This window comes from Wolbachia endosymbiont (group A) of Gastracanthus pulcherrimus (genome assembly GCF_964028265.1).
Lineage (GTDB): Bacteria > Pseudomonadota > Alphaproteobacteria > Rickettsiales > Anaplasmataceae > Wolbachia > Wolbachia pipientis.
On sequence record NZ_OZ034763.1, the window covers coordinates 1,064,919 to 1,084,032 of the forward strand.

Here is a 19,114-nt window from a genome sequence, read left to right on the forward strand (position 1 = left end):
CTAAGCCGGCTTTTGATATAGCTAAAGGTAAGGTCACTTACTTTCTGCTTAGCATATCCATCAAATCAGATTCTTTGAGTTTACTATGGTCAACTTTACTGAACTTATTTACCATAGAGCTCATTTGATTATACTGCTTAATTAGAAGATTAATGTCAGTTACAGTTGTTCCGGACCCCTTAGAAATTCTAAGTCTTCTTTTGCCATTTAAAATATCTGGATTTTGCCTTTCTTTTTCAGTCATTGAGTTTATGATGGCTATATATTTTTTCACTTTATTGTCATCTGGCACACTGCTACTTAGCTTTTTTGTAAATGAACTAGGAATGAATTTCATTATGTTGCTAATGCCATCCATTTTACTCAGAGTTTTTAACATTCCCACTAGGTCGTTTAGGTCGAATTTACCTTTTTTCACTTTCTTTTGTAACTTATCAATTTCTTCCTGACCAACAATCTCAGCAGCTTTTTCAACCAATGATACAACATCACCCATGCTAAGTATCCTTTTTGCAATTCTATCGGGATAAAAATCATCGAGGTCACTTAATTTTTCACCACAAGCAATAAATTTAATTGGACAATCGGCGATCATTTTCATAGAAAGAGCAGCACCACCACGTGCATCACCATCAACACGGGTGAGAATAATGCCGGTTACACCTATTACCTCATTGAATGATTTGGCAATGTTGACCGCATCCTGGCCTATCATTGCGTCGGCTACTAAAATAACTTCTGCAGGTGAAGCTATTTTCTTTACGGCTTTCAACTCATTCATCATATTATTGTCAATATGAAGCCTGCCTGCAGTGTCTAGTATTAATACATCATAATTATCGTTCTTTGCTATTGCTATTGCCCTTTTTGTAATTGTAATGGGCTTCTCATCTATTACTACAGGTAAAGTTTGCACATCTATTTGCTTACCTAGCACTTCAAGTTGTTTCTGGGCAGCAGGCCTATAAATGTCTAAAGAGGCAAGCATCACTTTTTTCTTTTGCTTTTTTAGTTTTAAAGCAAGCTTTCCTGAGGTAGTTGTTTTACCTGCACCTTGTAAGCCCACCATCATAATCACAGCAGGGGGTTTAACTGCTAGATTTAAGTCACTTTTCTCTGATCCGAGAACTGCAACTAAATTATCCTGTACAATTTTAATTATCATTTGTGCTGGAGAAACACTTTTTATGACTTTTTCCCCAATCACTTTATCTTTAATGTCGTTGATGAATTTTTTTGCAACTTCAAGTGAAACGTCAGCTTCAATTAAGGCTATGCGTATTTCACGCATGGCAAGATTAAAATCATCTTCAGAAATGATTGACTTTCCTCTCAGTTTACTAAATACAGAATTTAAACTTTCAGTTAACGATTTAAACATAATAGCATTAGTAGAATACTCATTAAAAAGAGAGAAGAAGCTGAAACAAAACTCACTGAGTTATAACCCAGCACTTCTTTAAGTTTAGTAATATTATTAAAGTATAAACCAGTAAGTGGATTAGTCAAGTTTTGCACTACGCTGGCAAACATTTCTCTAGTTTTAGAGACTAACTGATTGAACAGCAAGATAATATAGGGTATGAAAGCTCTAAAAATCCAATCAACATCCATTTTAAAATTTACTCTCGGGTAAAATAACTTGCGTAAAGGAATAAACAATAAAGTGGTACATAGTAATAAATTAAATTGCGACCAAATACTTTTTGTGTTGTACGCAAGATTAAAAATTGAAGGCTTATTGTAAATAGGTAAGTAAGGATTGCCAGCGATTACGCATATAAATGCTAAAATAATCATAGTCATTTTGCCTCCTCTCTCTGCTAAAGGTTTTGACTTACTTTTTGCAATAAATAAGTAATAAAGAAACTTTAGCCCCACGCTTAAATGAAGCAGCAAATTTAGAAGCTTATATAAATTTTTATACCCTTTTAAGGCAACAGTGTTCATTTCAATTTCAGCTGTGATATATGATTTACTGATAAATCCAACGGTTCCAGGAAATGCAGCCATTGTAAGTATTGCGATTATAGCACACATGCCTTCCACTGACATCAGTTTACCCACTCCATTAAAACTAATTGTTTTTGTTTGTGAAATAATCGAATTACTGACCACAAACAATAATGATTGATAAACAAGAGAGAAGATTATATGCAGTATCAAAATTGGTATTGCTTTTTCCGAAGGACTGAGCAAACTTCCTGCAATAATCAGCAAGCCCATTTGTCCTACAACGTTATAGCATAAAAATCTGCGAATATTTTGCTCAAGAGAAGCAAATATAATGCTGTAAATTGCAGTGATGGTGCCTACAAGCGCTAATATTTCAGTACAATCTTGCCATAGGTTATAAGTGTGTAAAAGCATCACTAAAAAAGAGACTTTAGTGGTAAATAAAGAGAGATATGTGGTGCCATGTAGCGATGCAGCAGGATATGCATCAACAACCCAAAACGAAAAAGGAAAACAAGCGCAGTTTATCAATAAACCCAAAATTATCAGGTTAGTGCTTTGAAGTGCCAATCCTGCTATTAATATAACTCCAACGAAAAAGTGTACACAAGCGTACCTTATTGCAGGTCCACTATCTCTACAGCTAGCTGCGATAATAAAAAATGCACTGATGGTCATTAATTCACAGAATATTATAACCAATATCATATGTTCAGATAAAACTGCATAAAGTGAACTAATAGTGTAAGCAGCAAAAGATAGCATCTCTGAAAAAGTCAAATTTTGTGCTGGTAGAACAGCTAAAAATGCAACTGATAAAAAAGATATTAGTATGGTACGAAAAGATAAATCAAAATCTAGAATTGGGAGAGACCAATTTACTGCAATGCTCAAATTTTCAGGTAATTTTAGGACTATAACTATTAATACAGTCAGTAGAAGTAACAGTGACGATTTATAAAGTTGCACAATAATTAAAACCAATATGGTTTATGCTATCTCAATATATGAATAAAATCAATTTGCATATTAACCACTAATTAAACTAATTATCATATAATTATATCAGAGTTTAGAGGGTTATAGAGAAACCGGTCAGATTAGGTTTTTAATCTAATCTGACCGATAGCTTTAATAGTGAGGTAAGCTTTAATATAGCACTCCTAATTCATAACGCTACACTCGTGCATAATTTATTTTTAATTTGTGCACGAGCGTTAGTAAATTATTTACTTTTTGAAATAAAATTTGGCATCACTTTAATATTGAGACTTAGTAAACCTCAGTAGGTCTGCCAGTTGGGCCCATAAGAATTATTTGCTCGCCTTCTCTTAAGTGTCTGCATAAATTAGTGGAGCCGCCGATTTCCAGCACAATAGTGGAAATAATTCCTTTTTTTTTGTCTACTTCAGTGCCGGTTACGGCTATACCTTCCATAGCAAGGTTTGTATTATTGGCTTTTCTGCCATTGGTTTCAAAATTTTGCAATCTAAAGAATTGCCCAGGCTTAAAATTCTTTGCCGCAAGTGGTGCTTTGATCACTATTTCCACAACTTTGTCTGTTAAATATTGAACTTTTATAACCTTTGCAGTGAATTGCTCTTTGATTCTATTAAATAATTCTTTATTAGCCAGGTCTTCAACACTTGACCACGCATTTTTTTTCTGGCCCACAACATCACACACTGGAATGAAAGAAACGAAGCTATTAACTCCACTCAAAAGCTGAGAAATAATAGGGTAGCCGTTCTTAGCACTTGCCATAGCTTTCACGACGCTGCCACTATACGAAGGGTGAAGATCACCAAAAAAGCTGATTGTTTTATTGCCTTGCTTATACACTAATATTCTATCTTTATTTTGCATTTTAGGAGAAAATATTGGGTCTATTTCTTTTCCTGATGAATTCAAATGAGTAAAATACCCATTACTTAATTTAAAATGCTTTTTATCTTCTGTTGCAATAACTGTATTTGGCTCAGTACCTGCTGCTATAAAAATAGAACGTGCTTTTATACGTTTGATTTCGCCGGATTTTGTGTCTATCAGTTTTATTGATTCAGCATGGTTATATTTATCCGTCACAACTTCAACTGGCTCTAAGTTTTCAATAAAGTAAATCCCTTCTGACAGCCCATTTTGCACCTCTTCGCTATTTAATCGATAACTTGGTGAATCTTTTAGCTCTTTTCTATATATAACTTTCACTCCCCCGAGACTCTGCATCAACTCTAATATTTTTATTTCTCTATTCTCTTTTTTTGCTAACTTTTGCTTTTCTCGGATCAATTGTGCGTGTGATATAAACTCATTCGCAATTTCGCGCTCTTCTTCTGTCCAATCTTTTTCAACACAGTCCTTTCCATACTTATCAACTAATATCTCATAACGAAGAAGAAATTTTTCTACTTGAATTGGATAATACGCTAAAGCTTCAGTGGCAGTGTCAATCGCAGTAAGCCCAGCCCCTATTACAACTATCGGCATACGAACTTGCAGATTTGCTATAGAATCAAATTTAAGAGCGCCAGTCAGTTGTAACGACATAAGAAAGTCAGATGCCATACGCACTCCACGAGCTAGTATATTCTTTATTTTGATCATTCGTGGCTTGCCAGAGCCAAGTGCTAGGGCAATGTGATCAAAACCCGAGTTGAACGCGTCATCAACATTAATCGTGCCACCAAAACGAATGCCTCCATAAAGTGCGAAATGCTCACGTCTTTCCAGCAGTAATCTAATAATCTTTAAGTAATTCTTATCCCACCGAGAAGTAATACCATATTCTGCCACCCCACCAAACCCTCCTGCCGTGCGTTCACTCAATTTTTCGTGTTCAAAATCTTTAATTAGCTGGAAATTATCGATCAAAGGCTCAATTTTTAGTCCATCAATGGTGATAACGTTATGCCCATCGTTCAACAAATGATGAGCTAAATTAAAACCAGCAGGACCAAGGCCTACAATTAGAATGTTTTTTCCGGTGTTTTCTCTTGGCAATGAACGCTGAAAATTTAAAGGATTCCAACGGCTGAGCAGAGAATATATTTCAAATCCGTACGGTAAACTGAGCACATCATCCAGAATCCTTGTTTCAATTGCTGGCACATTTACGGGTTCTTGTTTTTGATATATGCACGAATTCATGCAGTCATTGCATATTCTGTGTCCAGTGGCTGCGCATAATGGGTTATCTATCATCACAATTGCAAGACTTGCTATGCTGTACCCTTCGCTTTTCACCAGATTCATTTCTGATATTTTCTGCTCTAGTGGGCAGCCGTGCAGTTCAACTTTTAGTGGAGATTGTTTAAAAGTATTGTCGTTATTAATTAGCCCCTTTGAGCAGCTGTCCTTACTTTGCTTATGACAAAATATGCAGTAGTGAGCATTATCTAGTGCTTTATTCAAACTCACCTTTTTGCTTGTTAGATCAAAACCGTATCGTCTTTTTACTTCATTTGAATACAGCACTTCAACTTTGTCCACTTCTTTTTTAGAAAATGGTATGAGGTTTTCGTGGTCGATTTTTTTATGAATACTGAATAATATACTCTGTTTATTTTTTACTCTCCACACTGCATATTGTGCTGCAAGTTCTATTTCTTCTTTGTGATTTTCTTTATCTTCAAACCAATGCATCACCTGCTCAGCAAAATTTTTTTCTGTTGTTGGCAAAGTGAGAAAATGACTTAGTTTGTTAGTAATATCTATATTCGCCACATTAGTGTATTTCTTCAATGCATAGCGTTGGACAAATAATCTTTTGCACTTATATATTACAGCAAAGTCGTTGTGCTTTTTCTTTAGCTCCTCTATTTCTTTTTCAACATTGAAAAGTTTTGCAATAAATTCATCAAGTAAATATGAGAGGTCTACTATTAACTGACTATCTGTCATCCAAGTAGCTGACCGTCCTTCTTGTTTTCTAGATCCCAGTGTCAAGCACTGGGATGACGGGGGGTGACACTGGGATGATGGGAGGTGACACTGGGATGACATCGAAGAAGAAGCTGCTTTTTCTCTTGCTTCAATTAATGAACAAAACAAGCTCTCATCACATGATTTAATATAATTCAAAAATGTCTCATCTAATTTTGTTAATCCATTGCGAGTATATAGATTCGAAAATGAGATTTTGAAATTCAGCTTCATTGCTATACTATAAAGTGTACATGCTGTTTCTTACAGATGAAGATTTTATTTATTTTGCAGTACTGCTGAGATTGTTGCTTCTGCAACTTTTTCTTCGCTAACAGATGCAATACACCTAAATTTGTGTACACCTAAACACACACTTTGAATGTTAGCTTGAAGAATCAATGTGTCCCCTGGAGTAACTGGCTTTCTGAATTTTGCATTTTCAATGGATCTCAAGTAAACAACTTTATTTTCTATTGTTTCTTTACCTAGAACACATATAGCAGATGCCTGAGCTAGAGATTCAATTATCAAGACTCCTGGCATTATTGGATGACCAGGGAAGTGGCCAATAAAAAATGGCTCATCGAAAGTCACATTTTTGATTGCTTTTATACTTTTACCAGGATCACACTCTATAACTCTATCTACTAAGAGAAACGGATAAGAATGTGGTAATATTTTTATAATATCACTGATATTAAATTGCATAAGCCTACTCAATGCCTTTCAAAGCAAATTCAGGTATTTTCTTGTTTATATTGTTTAATACCACATCTGATAAATCAACTTCATCCATGGAGTATAAAACTTGGTTCTTTTTTGAAATAAATAGTACCAAATCTATGTTGTTTTTTTCTGCCGTTTTTTTAGCGACTTCTTTTATCTTGTTAAAAACACTCTCTACTGCGTCTCTATAGCTTTCTTCTAAATGTAACATTTTTTTAGCGTAATTATCTCTAGTATTTACAGTGTGCTTATTAAACTGTTCTGTCTTTTCTTTTTTTGCTTCTTCTGACAAAAGTTCAAATTCTTCTTTTGATGGCTTAAGTTTTTCTAACTCACTTTCAAATTCTTGTTGTAATCTAGAATTCTGCTCCTTTATTTGTTGTTGTATATTTTGCAGAGCAAGAGATTCATTGATGACTTTGTCACTATCGATAATTGCAGCTTTTGTGTTCTGAGGTTGATATCCTACAAACTTATACCCCACAAATAAGGAAATAATTAAGGCAATAACTGATATAAATAACTGTATATATTTCATTCAAATCCCCGCTTCAATAGAAAATTTAACATTTGGTGATGGTATTATATCATAAGATTCCTTTACTAAAGGAAACCCGAAATCCAATCTAAGTCTACCAAAAGGAGAAAGCATTGAAAAGCCAAAACCTGGTGACACTCTCACAAGCTTGCTATCATAGTATTTCCCTTCATACTTCTTATTTTTATCATCTAAGCCAAAAAGTGTCGCATAGTCAACAAATAGTGAGCCTTTGATACCAGCATAGTCATATAGTTTTGGTAGAGGAAAATCCACTTGCTGTGTTAGATTAAAATAAGTTTTGCCTCCTAATGAGCTTTTATTTTTGTCTTCTGCTCTTGGTCCAATACCGGAAAGGTCAAACCCTCTAATCTCATTACCCCCTTTAAAAAAGTGCTGGCCAATGTTTAGATTTTCATCAGTATAAGAAAAAATATGACCTGCCGCCATCTTAAAGCGTAGCGTTATATCATCGTCAATTTTGCTTAATATAGGGTGCGTATAAAAAGATAAGAATTCAGATTTTAGGAAATTCACGTTTCCTCCCAATCCTGAAATATCCTGACTTAAGCGCAGTAAATACCCTTCTTTTGGAGCATATAGATTATCCAGTTTATTATATGCCAACGTGTATCCCACTGATGAAATCTGATGTTTACCTTTTCGGTCCAGTATTATTTCAGAGATATGGGTGTCTTGTCCACCCTTATTATCCATGTGTATATGATTATACTTATAAGAATAGCGAAGGGAATTAGTTAAGTTCTCTGTGACTTTATATGATAACTTTGTAAAAAATCCCATATCGCAACTATCAAAAGTAGTGTTTGGTTTATCTTGTTTTTCATAAAATACACCCATGCCTAGTGACGTATCAGAATCGTTAAAATTATTTTCAACAAACTCTAAATCAGTAGAAAATACGTATTGACTTTTTTCAAGAGCAAAAGAGAGCTCTTTTCCAGTACCAAATAAATTACGGTCTTTGAGGTCAATTTTAATCAATGCTCCACCAGGAAGAGACACACCGCCTCCCAAATACAACGAAGTAGTGTTTTTTTCTTTAACATTTAAGTCAAGATTTACTGTATTGTCATTAACTGCGTAACTATTTACTTTCACTGTTTCAAAAAAATCACTACTCATTAGTTTTTTACGTGACTTTTGAATCTCAGATATATTGTATGCATCACCTTCTGCTACACTTAGCTTACTTCTGATCACTTTATCTAAAGTGCGATCGTTACCATCAATTGTAATTTGATTTATATAAATCTTTTTACCCGGCAGCACTCTGTAGGTTACATCTACAACGTTGTCACGTTGTGCATACTCTGGATTAACTTTTGCAAATATGTATCCCTTTTCATTTAAATATTTGTTTATTTTTTCTACTGTATTATTAATTTTAACTCTATTAAATATCTTATCGTTTTCCTCTGTTATAAAATCCAATATTTCTTCTTTTAGGCTCAAATCCTGAATTTCAGTTTCAATATTAACCTCATTATTTCCAAACAAATACTGCTGTCCTTCGTCAATCAAAAAAGTTAACTCTGTTTGATTGTTATTATCAACCTCAACAATTGGTTGAATATTATTTTGAATATATCCCTTAGACGAATAAAAACGATCGAGCAATTCTGTGTTAATCAATAGATATTGCGGTGAATAATGATTTTCGCCTTTAAAAATGGCTCTAAATAACTTACTAAATATGTCATTACTATGTCTTTTAATAACTTGCTCTAGCTCATTTTCAGAAAAGTTTTTATTGCCTATAAATCTTATATCCTTAATTTTAGAGGTTTTGCCTTCTTTTATTTTGAAAATTAGATTGACCCTATTACTATCGAGCTTCTCCAACTCATATTCAATTTTAACGCCAACCTTACCGTTATTTCTATAAGTAGTGATTAAATTCATTAAATCGTTTTGCAATTTTGTTTCAGTGAAAATAGTTAGCGATTTTGACTGAATCACATTATTTAGTAACTCTTTGCTATTAAATAACTTATTACCCTTTAATATTATCTTGTTAATTAGTGGATTTTCTTGAATTTTTATTACTAAATTTTTTTTATCATCTATGTAAGCATTAACACTAGCAAATAACTTTGTTTTATATAGATCTTTTATAATTGAGTCTATATCATCGTCGTTTATATAATCACCAGATTTTAGTTTTATATAGAACCCTATTGTCTGGTTGCTTACCCTCTCATTACCAATACATTTGACATCTTTCACCTGCACTTTTTCCGCAGTTCCTAAAGCAACAAGCAGGGCAGGAAAAGAAATAAAAACCACTACCAGTATATAAAATAGCTTTTTCATATTTTATTTCAAAAAAGATCCCTAATATCATTTGACATTCCAGTTGCCATAAGCAAAAACAACACTAAAGCACCAAAAATAGCTGCATATTTTTGACATTTCAAGCTTAAATCCCTACGTATAACCGCTTCTATGATATAATGAAATAAATGCCCACCATCTAGCAGTGGTATTGGCAGCAAGTTAATTGCAGCTAAATTAGCTGAAATGATTGCCATAAAATATAGAACCATAATAAATCCCTTTTTAGCTGATTGTCCTGAATATTTTGCGATTTTTATTGGTCCACCTATTTCATTGATACTCCTTTTACCAACAATAATGTGAAAGAGAGCTTTGATCGTTAAGCACATAGTGTGGTAAGTTTCACTTACTGATAAGCTCACAGCCCCAAGAAAAGACGACTGCTTTAATGTATTGACTGAAATAATCCCTATAGTTTCTCTTTCTATTGTGTTGCCAAAAACGTCTTTGTCCTTGATTATTAATGGAGTTAAACTGGTCCTGTGCTTCTCATTATTTCTGCTATACTCAATCTCCATTCTTGTTTTAGGATTCGACATTATCACACGTGAAATATCTTCAAAGTATTTTATTTTATGCTCATTGATTTGTGTAATAGTGTCACCTGGCAACAAACCAGCTTGCTTAGCTGCACTACCTTCGATTACATTTTCAATCACCGGTGGAGTGCGATAATAACCTGCTATGCTAAAAAATATTGTAAAAGCTATAACAGCAAATACCATGTTTGCAAAAGGCCCTGCAAAAACTACTGCTGCTTTTTTATGACGCAGTTTTGTATGAAATGAATACAATTTTTCTTCTTCCGTTAATTCTTGTTGATCAGCTGGGACACTCGCTGCATTAGTATCTCCTAGCATTTTAACATAACCACCCAATGGAACAGCGCTTAATTTCCATCTAGTTCCAGACTTATCGTTAAAACCAAAAATTTCAGGACCAAAACCTATGGAAAAAGATTCAACTTTAACTTTGCATGCTTTGGCAACAACATAATGCCCATATTCATGCACGAATACTATGACAGAAATTATTAAAGAAAATGATAAAAAATAATATATTCCATCGCTAAATTGATGGATAAGATTAGAAATTAATTCCACCTGTATATTTAGATCTTAACAAAATGTTAAGTATATTAAAATGCGCCTCGCTTGACAAGTATTTAGTTTAACTTTTAAATTAAAAAAAGTTTAATTGTAATGACAGATACCTCACTACTCAGAAGAAAATTAATATATAGAAGCTGGCATAGGGGTTGCAAAGAAACCGATATACTTTTAGGGCATTTCGCATTGAAATATCTTGATAAATTTTCCTTAAGCGAACTAATCGAATACGAAAAAATAGTTGATCTTGATGATTACGAATTATATTGTTACATAACTCGTAAGACAAACCTCCCTCCTGGCTTGAATAGTCAGATAGTCAATTTAATTGCTTGCTTTATTGAAGCTAATCCTTTATGCACTCAAGATTAGTGATAATCTTATTTACCTTATCTAGTACCTCAGTATATTCTATTCTTTTCTCGTTTCTATACTTTTCGCGCTCTTGATTTACTTCATCTAATCGCTTTGTTAATTCTAAAATTTTATCCTCAAGAATTAGTGCTGCAAGTAAGAAATTTAATGCATCCGAACCCTTACCTCCAGTTTTTTGAGATACAGAACTAACTAACTTGTCAAAACTATTAGCAAGGCGTAATAAATGATTCCCCTTCCCACTTTCGCAAGATATTTTATATGTGTTATTACGTATAACTATTTCTACTACTTGCATATGGTGCTAAAAATTTCTATCGTACAGTATAAACTCAAACCCCTACTTTCATCTTATTTATGGTATAAATTTTTATTCATTTATCAAATCAGATAATTTTTTACTGCTACGAAAATATGTTTTAAAGTATTGATTCTTTGTAAACTTCTGTAACATTAAATGGCTTGTTTCTTTCAAGTTATAACTTCTAACTGAAAAAGAACCAAACCCCCTAATTTCAACTCTATTATGATGTTTCAATGTGCTTGAAAGTATCCCAAAAAATCTATCAACTATAGCTGCTATAACAATCTTATCTAAAAAAGGATGTCTTTTTGCTACCCTCGCTATTATATCAGACTTTGTTGCCATTTATATGAAGCCAAAATAAGTAAACCTTATCACTTAGCAGATAATGCTATGTTATATTCCTCAACACCCAATACTTCAACTTCTATTTTTTCTGATATAGAGAATTTTTTATTCTCTGGTAAATGCTCTTGATCTATTAGAAGGGTTACATCGTTCTCAACTTCAACGACTAGTCCATTATCTTCTCTCTTACCTACAATAACCTGTATTTTATCACCTACCTTAACTTTCTTTATCAGTTCTTCAAGAGGATCATACTCTATTTGTTTTATTCCAAGATAAATTCTTGCCCGATTCACGTTAGCCCTTATTACTTTTGCTTCTATTTTATCACCTACATTATACTTCTTTATCTCATCTGAACCATTTTTAGACCAACTAAAATCTTTCACATATATTGTCCCTTCTACGTTCTCATCTATTTCAGAATCACCGAAAGCAACAGATACATATGAGCCGGTATTATTCTTCACTTCACCAGAAACAATAGAACCAGGAGGATATTTATTGATAAATACTTGCCAAGGGTTGTCTACACACCTTTTCATGCTTAAACTCATCCTACTCTTAGCAATGTCAATACTGAGAATTTTTACATATACTTCTTGTCCCCTTGTTACGAGACTACTAACTGGTAAATTACTCTTAACCCAAGTTATTTCTGACGAGTGCACTAAACCTTCAATTCCAGGTCTAAGCTCAACAAATAATCCATAATCTTCTATGCTTGTTACATAACCCTTATGCACACTATCAACTGGATATTTTGACTCTGCATCTTGCCAAGGGCTATCTTCTAGCTGCTTCACACCCAAGGAAATTTTAGCATTTTCCTTGTCTATTTTTATAATTTTAACTTTTATAGTCTGACCACAAGTAAAAACTGCAGACGGATGACTTACCCTACTCCAAGAGATATCTGTAATATGTAACAATCCATCTATAACTCCCACTACATCTGATTCATGAATACCGACAAATACACCGTAATGAGTGATACTTTTTATTTTCCCTTCTATTATATCGCCTTCATTTAAAGATTCTAAAAATTTAATTTTTTCACCAGCGTGCAATTTTTCTAACACCAGCTTTCTTGATACTACAATATTGCCCTGCTTCTTATCCATTTTAAGCACGATGAACTTTTGTTCAGTTTCAATAAGGTGCTTCGCATCTTTTACTTGCTTCAAATCCACATGACTCAGCGGTAAAAAAGCGCTTATTCCGTCACCAAGATCAACAATAAAGCCACATTTAATTGAGCGTTTAATAACTCCGCTTACTTCAGCCCTTGTAACTGTATCTTCTTCCAACTTATTCCATTTTTCGTCCCTAATTGCTTTTTCACGACTAAGAACAACATTACCATGATAATCTTCAATTCTTTCCACATAAACTCTGATTTTCGAGCCAATAATGACCTCATCATTACAACCGAGTTCCTTGATCAGAATTCTCCCGTCAGATTTTAAACCAATATCAACCACAACGTCGTTAGGGTTTATTCTTGTAATTACACCTTCTACCACATCTCCTTCTTTAATTTTGTTAACAAAAGAATCTTCAAACAAGGTATTATCTTGATCCTCAAATTGGCCTTGACATATCTCTTCTATAAATTTGTTTGATGATAGCTTTCTGATAGTAACCGGTAGATTTACGACTGGATTATTATTATTCATACCTTTAACTTAAACTTTATTAGAACTCATATATTATATAATATTAACAATTATTGACAAGTAATTTTTCATTAACTCATTTCGAGAATTGTTTAAGCTATATAAAATATAGTGAGAAAATTATATATGTATCAAGAATATGCTATTTAAGAATAGCAAGTGGATTAGATCGTTCTCCAGAAGGTCCAGGCTAAAACCTGATGTTGATGAAATATTGGAAAAATATTCTATTCAAAACAGCAAGGAATCTATAGAGAAAATTGTAAATTCACAAAAAAGAATATGGGTAGAAATAGGCTTTGGCAACGGTGAAAATATGCTTTACCAGGTGCTCAATGAACCTGATCTATTATTTATAGGATGTGAGCCCTACTTAAAGGGGGTTTCTCGCTTGCTGACAAACATAGAAATACAGAACATAAAAAATATTTTAATGTGGACAGAAGATGCAAGAGAATTGATTGCAAATTTTCCTGATAACAGTGTTGAAAGATTCTTTATTCTCTTTCCAGATCCATGGCCAAAAAGAAGTCACAATAAAAGACGATTAATTAATACGGAATTTTTAAATTTATTAGCAAAAAAAATACTTATAACAGGGGAAATATTCATTGCAACCGATCATCAGGACTATGCAGAGTGGATAGCATCACATATAAAGCAGTGTAACTCTTTAATCTATAGGGAAGACGATTTCACAAGTTATACTCTTACAAAATACCACAGAAGAGCGCTCAAAGATCAGCGTAAAGTGAGGTTCTTTAAAGTAAGTGTTATTAATAATTTGCAGACTATGGATCAATAGAGTTTTTGCATATCTCTTTTACGTTAACTATAGATTAAAAATAATAAAAAAAGAGGGAGAAATAGAGTAAATTCCTTTAACTACTTCTCCTTATGAAGGAATAGACTTCTTGCATAACCCAAACTAAGTAGAAAAAAGGTATCATCCAAGTAGCCCCTTTCTCGTCATGCCGCTGCGAATCGTCATACCGCCGCGGCGCTAACACGTAGCGGGATGATGAGGCTTATCGTCATGCCACCGCGAACCGTCATACCGTCACGGTATCTCTTAGCCGCTAACAAGTAGCGGGATGACGGTTGTCAGGTTAGCTGTTATCCCAGTTTTTGACACTGGGATGACAACGAAGGGCTACTTGGATGACAGGGAAGGATGCTGGAATGAAGGTTTTTCAAATTGTCGATAAACCTAAATCTATAATAACTATTTGCCTTTTTTCTAGGTTATGCAAGAAGTCTACTGAATAACAGTAAGATTTTTCAATCCTGTTCCACAGCAAATTTTAGTGCCATGTGAGTAGTTATGGTGCTGTTAACAATCAAAATAACAAAAATTAAGATGGTGATTAGTAGTGTATAAATATTCAAGGACAAATTTTCAAATTGAGTTAGCATTTTAAAATACACAAAGGTTGGCATTATCATTGGCAAAACAAGAATTTGCGATACTCCTGATGCTAAGTTGTTTCGACCAATCATCAATGCATTTCCAGTAGCTGAAATATTAATGATTATCAGCGTATTAAATAATAAAGACACTCCAACTGCTATTGAGTGTTCAATACTATTGCATAGAACTGCAAAGCTGAATATGGAAGAAATCACTGAAATTGGTAATCCAAATAATAGCCAGTGAGCGAAAATTTTATAAGCAACTATAAGCCTAGAAGAGAGTGGCTGTACAAAGATTTGCTCTAATATTCCATCATGATAATCAGATGTAAACAAATTATTTGTAGAAATCTGCAAAACAAATGTAGCACATATCCATGTTAATGTTAACATAACTTCTTGTTTATTGTTGTTTTTAAGTGTAAATGAAGATAAACTTAACATTATGATAAAAATACATACTATATAGGTAAAGTTCTTATCATCTATTACTAATTTTTTTACTGAGTCGATCATACTAGGCTTTTAAATGTTTATTATAAATTATAGTGTTTACTTTGAGGTAGTATAATTTTTTGTTCATAAATTATATAGGTTTTATTATTTTTTTGATAATGCAATTATGGAAAAGTTACCAAAAATAAAGTCACCAGAAGATTACACTCCTTCAGAAGATGAAGAATATATGAGCGTAAAACAACTGGAATACTTCAGCTTAAAGTTACAGTCAATACTCGCTGAGCTGGAGAAACAAGAACTAGAAGAGAATAGTATTGATACATACTATTCTGATGGAGATAGTGGAAACGAGGAATTAATCAAGCGTCGAAAAGATAGAAAAGAAAAAATTAAGGAGGCGTTAGAAAAAATAAAATTAGGCACTTATGGTTACTGCGATGGAACAGGAGAAGAAATAGGAGTCGAAAGACTTAAAGCTAATCCGCTTGCTATATATTGTATTGAAGAGCAAGAGAGAGTAGAAAAAGAAAAGAACGTGTACAACATTAACGATTAATTTACACATAAGTGGTGAGCCCATTGGACTTCAAGAGGAGCAAGAGGCGCTGAAGTATGTTATGCTATAAAGAAAGTGGAAAATTGGACATTCTCAACTTGACTCCTGCAGATTAAAAATTAAGTTGTATCCGTTCAGGCAATGGCGTCAACTTAAGGAAAAATGTCAGAGATTGTGTATAAAATTTCTCTCCAAATTTTTTATCATTAAATTATCCAAAGAGTGCAAGGGACAGCACTTTTGTTTCTGTTTTATTTCAACAAAGAAGTCTAAAATGTGTCCTTTTTAGGTGAAATATGCAAAAAGGAAAAAACCTTATTCTACAAATTAAAAATATAATATACTCGAAAACTTTTCAGAAAATCCATTGTGTTGAGTTTTACACGAACAAGAAAACTTCCTTTTTCGACAGTATTTTCTATGATTTTAAAGTTAGAGGTTGTCCGGAAACAAGTAAATTCAAGCATATTCCCTCTTTAACATAACCCTACTCATAGCTAGGTATATGAAATTCTCAGTGGATGTTGTGAGTAAATCATACTCCTTCGATAGCCTTCTATTCCTATTAACCCAAGCAAAAGTCCTTTCTACAACCCATCTTCTTGGCTGTACTTTAAACCCTTGTTCTCTTGTTGGTAGTAGCTCAGGTGGCGTATCTTTGTGCACCCAAAATCTACATGGAGGCCTTGTAACAATTTCAATATCTATGTCATATTCTTCCTTTATGTGATTCTTTAAATTTCTTCCTTGGTATCCCATGTCAGCCCACATTTTTTTAACTTTAGTATATTTTGTTCTCATATTGTTTAATGCTATTTTAATACCATCTCTATCATTTTCGTTAGCAGCGCCTACGTAACAACCTAGTATAAAACCCTGAGTGTCTGTAATTATATGCCTTTTTCTACCCTTTACTTTTTTACTTCCATCATAGCCTTTGATCCCCCCTTTTCTGTAGTCTTTACAGATTGACTATCTACTATACAGGCACTCGGCTGCTCATTCCTTCCTATTTTTCTTCTACTATATTTTGTAATTTCATAATTCATTTTCTCAAAAATTCCCTGCTTCTTCCATTGCCTGAACTGCTCATACACAGTCTTCCATAGCGGAAAATCATTTGGTAAATACCGCCATTGACACCCTGTACGCAATACATAGAAAATTGCTTCTAATATTTCTCTTTTGCTATACTTTGGCGGCCTTCCTCCTTTCTTGTATGATACTCTGAAGTGTTTTTCTATTCTTGCCTATTCCCTTTCGCTTAGATCTGTTGGATACTTTTTTCTCATCTTTACCCCGTACTAAAATTTCAGATATTATAGCCTTTTACTTGTTTCCGGACAACCTCTAAGTCACTTTAGCTATATATAAAAGGTTTAAGTGGTTGTATTGATGTATCTTTGTATTAAAAAACACCCAATAAGCAGAGTTGTAAGTGGAATAAACCACAAAATGTAAGTGCTAGATTTTATAGGCGGTACGATTATAATTGAATTGCCGTAAGAATTTTTTAACTCTGAGATTATCTCTTCATCTGTGTATCCATCATTGATTTTTTTACGAATTGCTTCTCGCATATCATACGCGATCTGAGATCCAGATTCAGACAATGATTCGCCAGAACATATTGGACACCTTATTATTTCAAATAAACTTGTTGCTCGTTTTTCCATGCTTTTATCTCTGAGTTTATTATCCAGAGTAAAAGCGTTTACGCCTGAGTGGAATATCAATATGAAAAGTAAACTAACTACTGCTCTCATCCTTGGTTAATTGGGTTATTTTACTGAGCTGGTTCATAAAATCAGTGGTGGATAACTTTCCAATAAAACTTGACCCTACATCATCATCGTACTTTATTGAAAATTGAATGCCATCATCAGTTGTTTTTTCTGATAAGGAAGACATTAATTTTTCAAACGCATCTGAAGTTTTTGAGTCACCAATCATAAACGAGATTAATTCTTTATAATTTGATATAGCCACGTTGATTTTGTCTTTAAATGAATAAGTAACTAAGTTGTAATTGTTTACCCCACCATCTGCAGCAAAAGAAAAATTATTACTTTGAATCAAAAATTTCTCTATATTGAAATTAATTCTGGAAGCCGAGATGTCGTTTACAAATTCATAATCAAATTTAGTATCGATACTAAGGTAACTTTCAGGACTTGCAGTATTTTTATACCGATAAGTATACAAATCAAATCCTAGCTTAGCATTTCCACTCAGTTCTTTATCGAGGTAAAATTGAATGTAATTACTTTTATCATTCACTTCAGTTATAACACTTTGCTGATTTTCTGAAACATCACATTTTAATCCATAATCTTCGTAACGAAGTGTACCTATATAGTCTATCACGGTACTATTTCTGTTGAATCGCAATGAAGATGGTAAATCGTTTAGTCTAACAACAAAGTGGCTGCTATCGTTTGTGTGGCATTTTATATTCTTTTTCTCATCATCATGAACAGCAATGTTGACTTCATTGCTTGGTATGTAGATATATACTGATTTATCAAACAATCTATTTTTTATCAATAAAGCATCAGATGAGATGGTTAATTGCTCATTGGAAAATTTTGGGTTTGTCACACGGAAAATTAGGTTAGTAGGAAATCCACTAAAATCATGTGAAATATCAAATTTTTCGTCGTTAATGTATAGTATTGTTTCAGCTAAAAGATTTTTTACCTTACATGCAGAAAAATACCAAAAACCACTATACGCTACAGGAATAAACAAAAGTAAAGAGATGATAATATAGATAAAAATCTTACGCATGATTCCCCTGTTTATCTAATGATATGTTTCTTGTACCCCTTGGTATGGTTACACACAAGCCGTCGATATCTTTTGTGATTTTTATTTGGCATCCAAGCCTCGACGTCTCTGTTAAGCCGAAAGCTAGGTCTAACATATCATTTTCCTCATCAGATATAGGGTTATGTATTTCTACAGCATTATAAAACTTTGGATCAACAATTACATGGCATGTAGAGCAAGCAAGAGAACCTTCACATGCACCTTCAAGCAGATCTGGATCACTTCTGTGGGCTAAATTGAGCAGAGTTTCTCCCTCTGCAGCTTCATAGCTTTTCTTACTCCCATCAGGTAAAATAAAAGTAACAGATGGCATATTATTCCTATTAAAATCCTTACTAATTTCTCTATATCCTACAGGTAATAACTAATATTTGCAAACTCTTTACAATTCCAGTACCTATATTTCTTGTTATCCAAGTAGCTCTTTGTTGTCATCCGAGTAGCTGACACTGGTTCCTTTATGACGGCAGTGCCCTCTTCTTGTCATCCCAGTGCCCTGATTACTTGGATCCAGAAAAAAGAATGGTGTCATGC

General features: G+C 33.5%; 19 protein-coding genes and 1 pseudogene. 4 read left to right on the top strand and 16 right to left on the bottom strand.

Annotated features, from left to right (window positions below; translation table 11 throughout):
• Positions 1–37: 37 nt before the first annotated feature.
• The 7 genes from ffh to rseP all read right to left on the bottom strand — a co-directional run bounded on the left by ffh (position 38) and on the right by rseP (position 10,608).
• Complete coding sequence (ffh, locus tag ABWU47_RS05575) at positions 38–1,381, bottom strand: signal recognition particle protein (protein ID WP_077188195.1); 1,344 nt, start codon at positions 1,379–1,381, stop codon at positions 38–40.
• Positions 1,366–2,925, bottom strand: coding sequence for a proton-conducting transporter membrane subunit (locus ABWU47_RS05580; RefSeq protein ID WP_077188196.1), 1,560 nt, complete (start codon positions 2,923–2,925; stop codon positions 1,366–1,368). The genes ffh and ABWU47_RS05580 overlap by 16 nt, the downstream gene beginning before the upstream one ends.
• Before the next feature lie 303 nt (positions 2,926–3,228).
• Positions 3,229–6,111 (bottom strand): FAD-dependent oxidoreductase, encoded by a 2,883-nt coding sequence (locus ABWU47_RS05585; RefSeq protein WP_006279639.1) that lies wholly within the window; start codon positions 6,109–6,111, stop codon positions 3,229–3,231.
• 45 nt (positions 6,112–6,156) lie between these two features.
• Entirely contained in the window at positions 6,157–6,588 is a 432-nt protein-coding gene (gene fabZ / locus ABWU47_RS05590; protein WP_353285619.1) for a 3-hydroxyacyl-ACP dehydratase FabZ, read from the bottom strand.
• Positions 6,589–6,592: 4 nt separating this feature from the next.
• A complete protein-coding gene (locus ABWU47_RS05595) occupies positions 6,593–7,144 on the bottom strand; it encodes an OmpH family outer membrane protein (RefSeq protein ID WP_077188197.1) in 552 nt (183 codons plus the stop codon).
• Positions 7,145–9,481 (bottom strand): outer membrane protein assembly factor BamA, encoded by a 2,337-nt coding sequence (gene bamA, locus ABWU47_RS05600; protein WP_353285620.1) that lies wholly within the window; start codon positions 9,479–9,481, stop codon positions 7,145–7,147.
• A gap of 8 nt (positions 9,482–9,489) precedes the next feature.
• Positions 9,490–10,608 carry an RIP metalloprotease RseP gene (gene rseP, locus ABWU47_RS05605; RefSeq protein WP_006279483.1) on the bottom strand — a complete coding sequence of 373 codons (1,119 nt, stop codon included), beginning with the start codon at positions 10,606–10,608 and terminating at the stop codon, positions 9,490–9,492.
• 99 nt (positions 10,609–10,707) lie between these two features.
• On the opposite strand from rseP, the gene ABWU47_RS05610 reads away from it, so the two are divergent.
• Positions 10,708–10,986 carry a succinate dehydrogenase assembly factor 2 gene (locus ABWU47_RS05610; protein ID WP_006279484.1) on the top strand — a complete coding sequence of 93 codons (279 nt, stop codon included), beginning with the start codon at positions 10,708–10,710 and terminating at the stop codon, positions 10,984–10,986.
• On the opposite strand, the gene ABWU47_RS05615 is transcribed toward ABWU47_RS05610, so the two are convergent.
• The 3 genes from ABWU47_RS05615 to ABWU47_RS05625 all read right to left on the bottom strand — a co-directional run bounded on the left by ABWU47_RS05615 (position 10,961) and on the right by ABWU47_RS05625 (position 13,320).
• A complete protein-coding gene (locus ABWU47_RS05615) occupies positions 10,961–11,287 on the bottom strand; it encodes a cell division protein ZapA (RefSeq protein WP_010082086.1) in 327 nt (108 codons plus the stop codon). The genes ABWU47_RS05610 and ABWU47_RS05615 overlap by 26 nt on opposite strands.
• Positions 11,288–11,359: 72 nt before the next feature.
• Positions 11,360–11,638, bottom strand: a complete 279-nt coding sequence (locus ABWU47_RS05620; protein WP_010963035.1) for an HU family DNA-binding protein — start codon at positions 11,636–11,638, stop codon at positions 11,360–11,362.
• Positions 11,639–11,667: 29 nt separating this feature from the next.
• Entirely contained in the window at positions 11,668–13,320 is a 1,653-nt protein-coding gene (locus ABWU47_RS05625; RefSeq protein WP_012673366.1) for a 30S ribosomal protein S1, read from the bottom strand.
• 139 nt (positions 13,321–13,459) lie between these two features.
• On the opposite strand from ABWU47_RS05625, the gene trmB reads away from it, so the two are divergent.
• A complete protein-coding gene (gene trmB / locus ABWU47_RS05630; protein ID WP_012673367.1) occupies positions 13,460–14,125 on the top strand; it encodes a tRNA (guanosine(46)-N7)-methyltransferase TrmB in 666 nt (221 codons plus the stop codon).
• 476 nt (positions 14,126–14,601) lie between these two features.
• Here trmB and ABWU47_RS05635 read toward each other — a convergent pair whose 3' ends face one another.
• Positions 14,602–15,249, bottom strand: coding sequence for a heme exporter protein CcmB (locus ABWU47_RS05635; RefSeq protein WP_077188200.1), 648 nt, complete (start codon positions 15,247–15,249; stop codon positions 14,602–14,604).
• 106 nt (positions 15,250–15,355) lie between these two features.
• Here ABWU47_RS05635 and ABWU47_RS05640 point away from each other — a divergent pair, with 106 nt between their 5' ends.
• Together ABWU47_RS05640 and ABWU47_RS05645 are read left to right on the top strand one after the other, a co-directional pair.
• The gene (locus tag ABWU47_RS05640; RefSeq protein ID WP_064124828.1) at positions 15,356–15,748 is read left to right on the top strand and encodes a TraR/DksA family transcriptional regulator; all 393 of its coding nucleotides are present in this window, start codon (positions 15,356–15,358) and stop codon (positions 15,746–15,748) included.
• 296 nt (positions 15,749–16,044) lie between these two features.
• Positions 16,045–16,183: pseudogene (locus ABWU47_RS05645) on the top strand (IS4 family transposase); the annotation flags it as partial.
• 24 nt (positions 16,184–16,207) lie between these two features.
• Here the strand turns inward: ABWU47_RS05645 and ABWU47_RS05650 are convergent.
• The 5 genes from ABWU47_RS05650 to ABWU47_RS05670 form a co-directional block, all read right to left on the bottom strand.
• Positions 16,208–16,992, bottom strand: a protein-coding gene (locus tag ABWU47_RS05650; RefSeq protein ID WP_238513981.1) for an IS5 family transposase whose coding sequence is annotated in 2 segments (ribosomal slippage) — positions 16,208–16,671 and positions 16,671–16,992 — 786 coding nt in all. Because the reading frame shifts where the segments join, the coding sequence is not laid out codon by codon here.
• A 135-nt stretch (positions 16,993–17,127) separates the two neighbouring features.
• The gene (locus ABWU47_RS05655) at positions 17,128–17,514 is read right to left on the bottom strand and encodes a cytochrome c-type biogenesis protein CcmH (RefSeq protein ID WP_015589263.1); all 387 of its coding nucleotides are present in this window, start codon (positions 17,512–17,514) and stop codon (positions 17,128–17,130) included.
• A complete protein-coding gene (locus ABWU47_RS05660) occupies positions 17,498–18,538 on the bottom strand; it encodes a hypothetical protein (RefSeq protein ID WP_077188201.1) in 1,041 nt (346 codons plus the stop codon). Before ABWU47_RS05660 ends, ABWU47_RS05655 begins: the two co-directional genes overlap by 17 nt.
• A complete protein-coding gene (locus ABWU47_RS05665) occupies positions 18,531–18,893 on the bottom strand; it encodes a ferredoxin family 2Fe-2S iron-sulfur cluster binding protein (RefSeq protein WP_077188202.1) in 363 nt (120 codons plus the stop codon). The genes ABWU47_RS05660 and ABWU47_RS05665 overlap by 8 nt, the downstream gene beginning before the upstream one ends.
• Before the next feature lie 96 nt (positions 18,894–18,989).
• The gene (locus ABWU47_RS05670) at positions 18,990–19,112 is read right to left on the bottom strand and encodes a hypothetical protein (RefSeq protein WP_007549233.1); all 123 of its coding nucleotides are present in this window, start codon (positions 19,110–19,112) and stop codon (positions 18,990–18,992) included.
• Positions 19,113–19,114 lie beyond the last annotated feature (2 nt).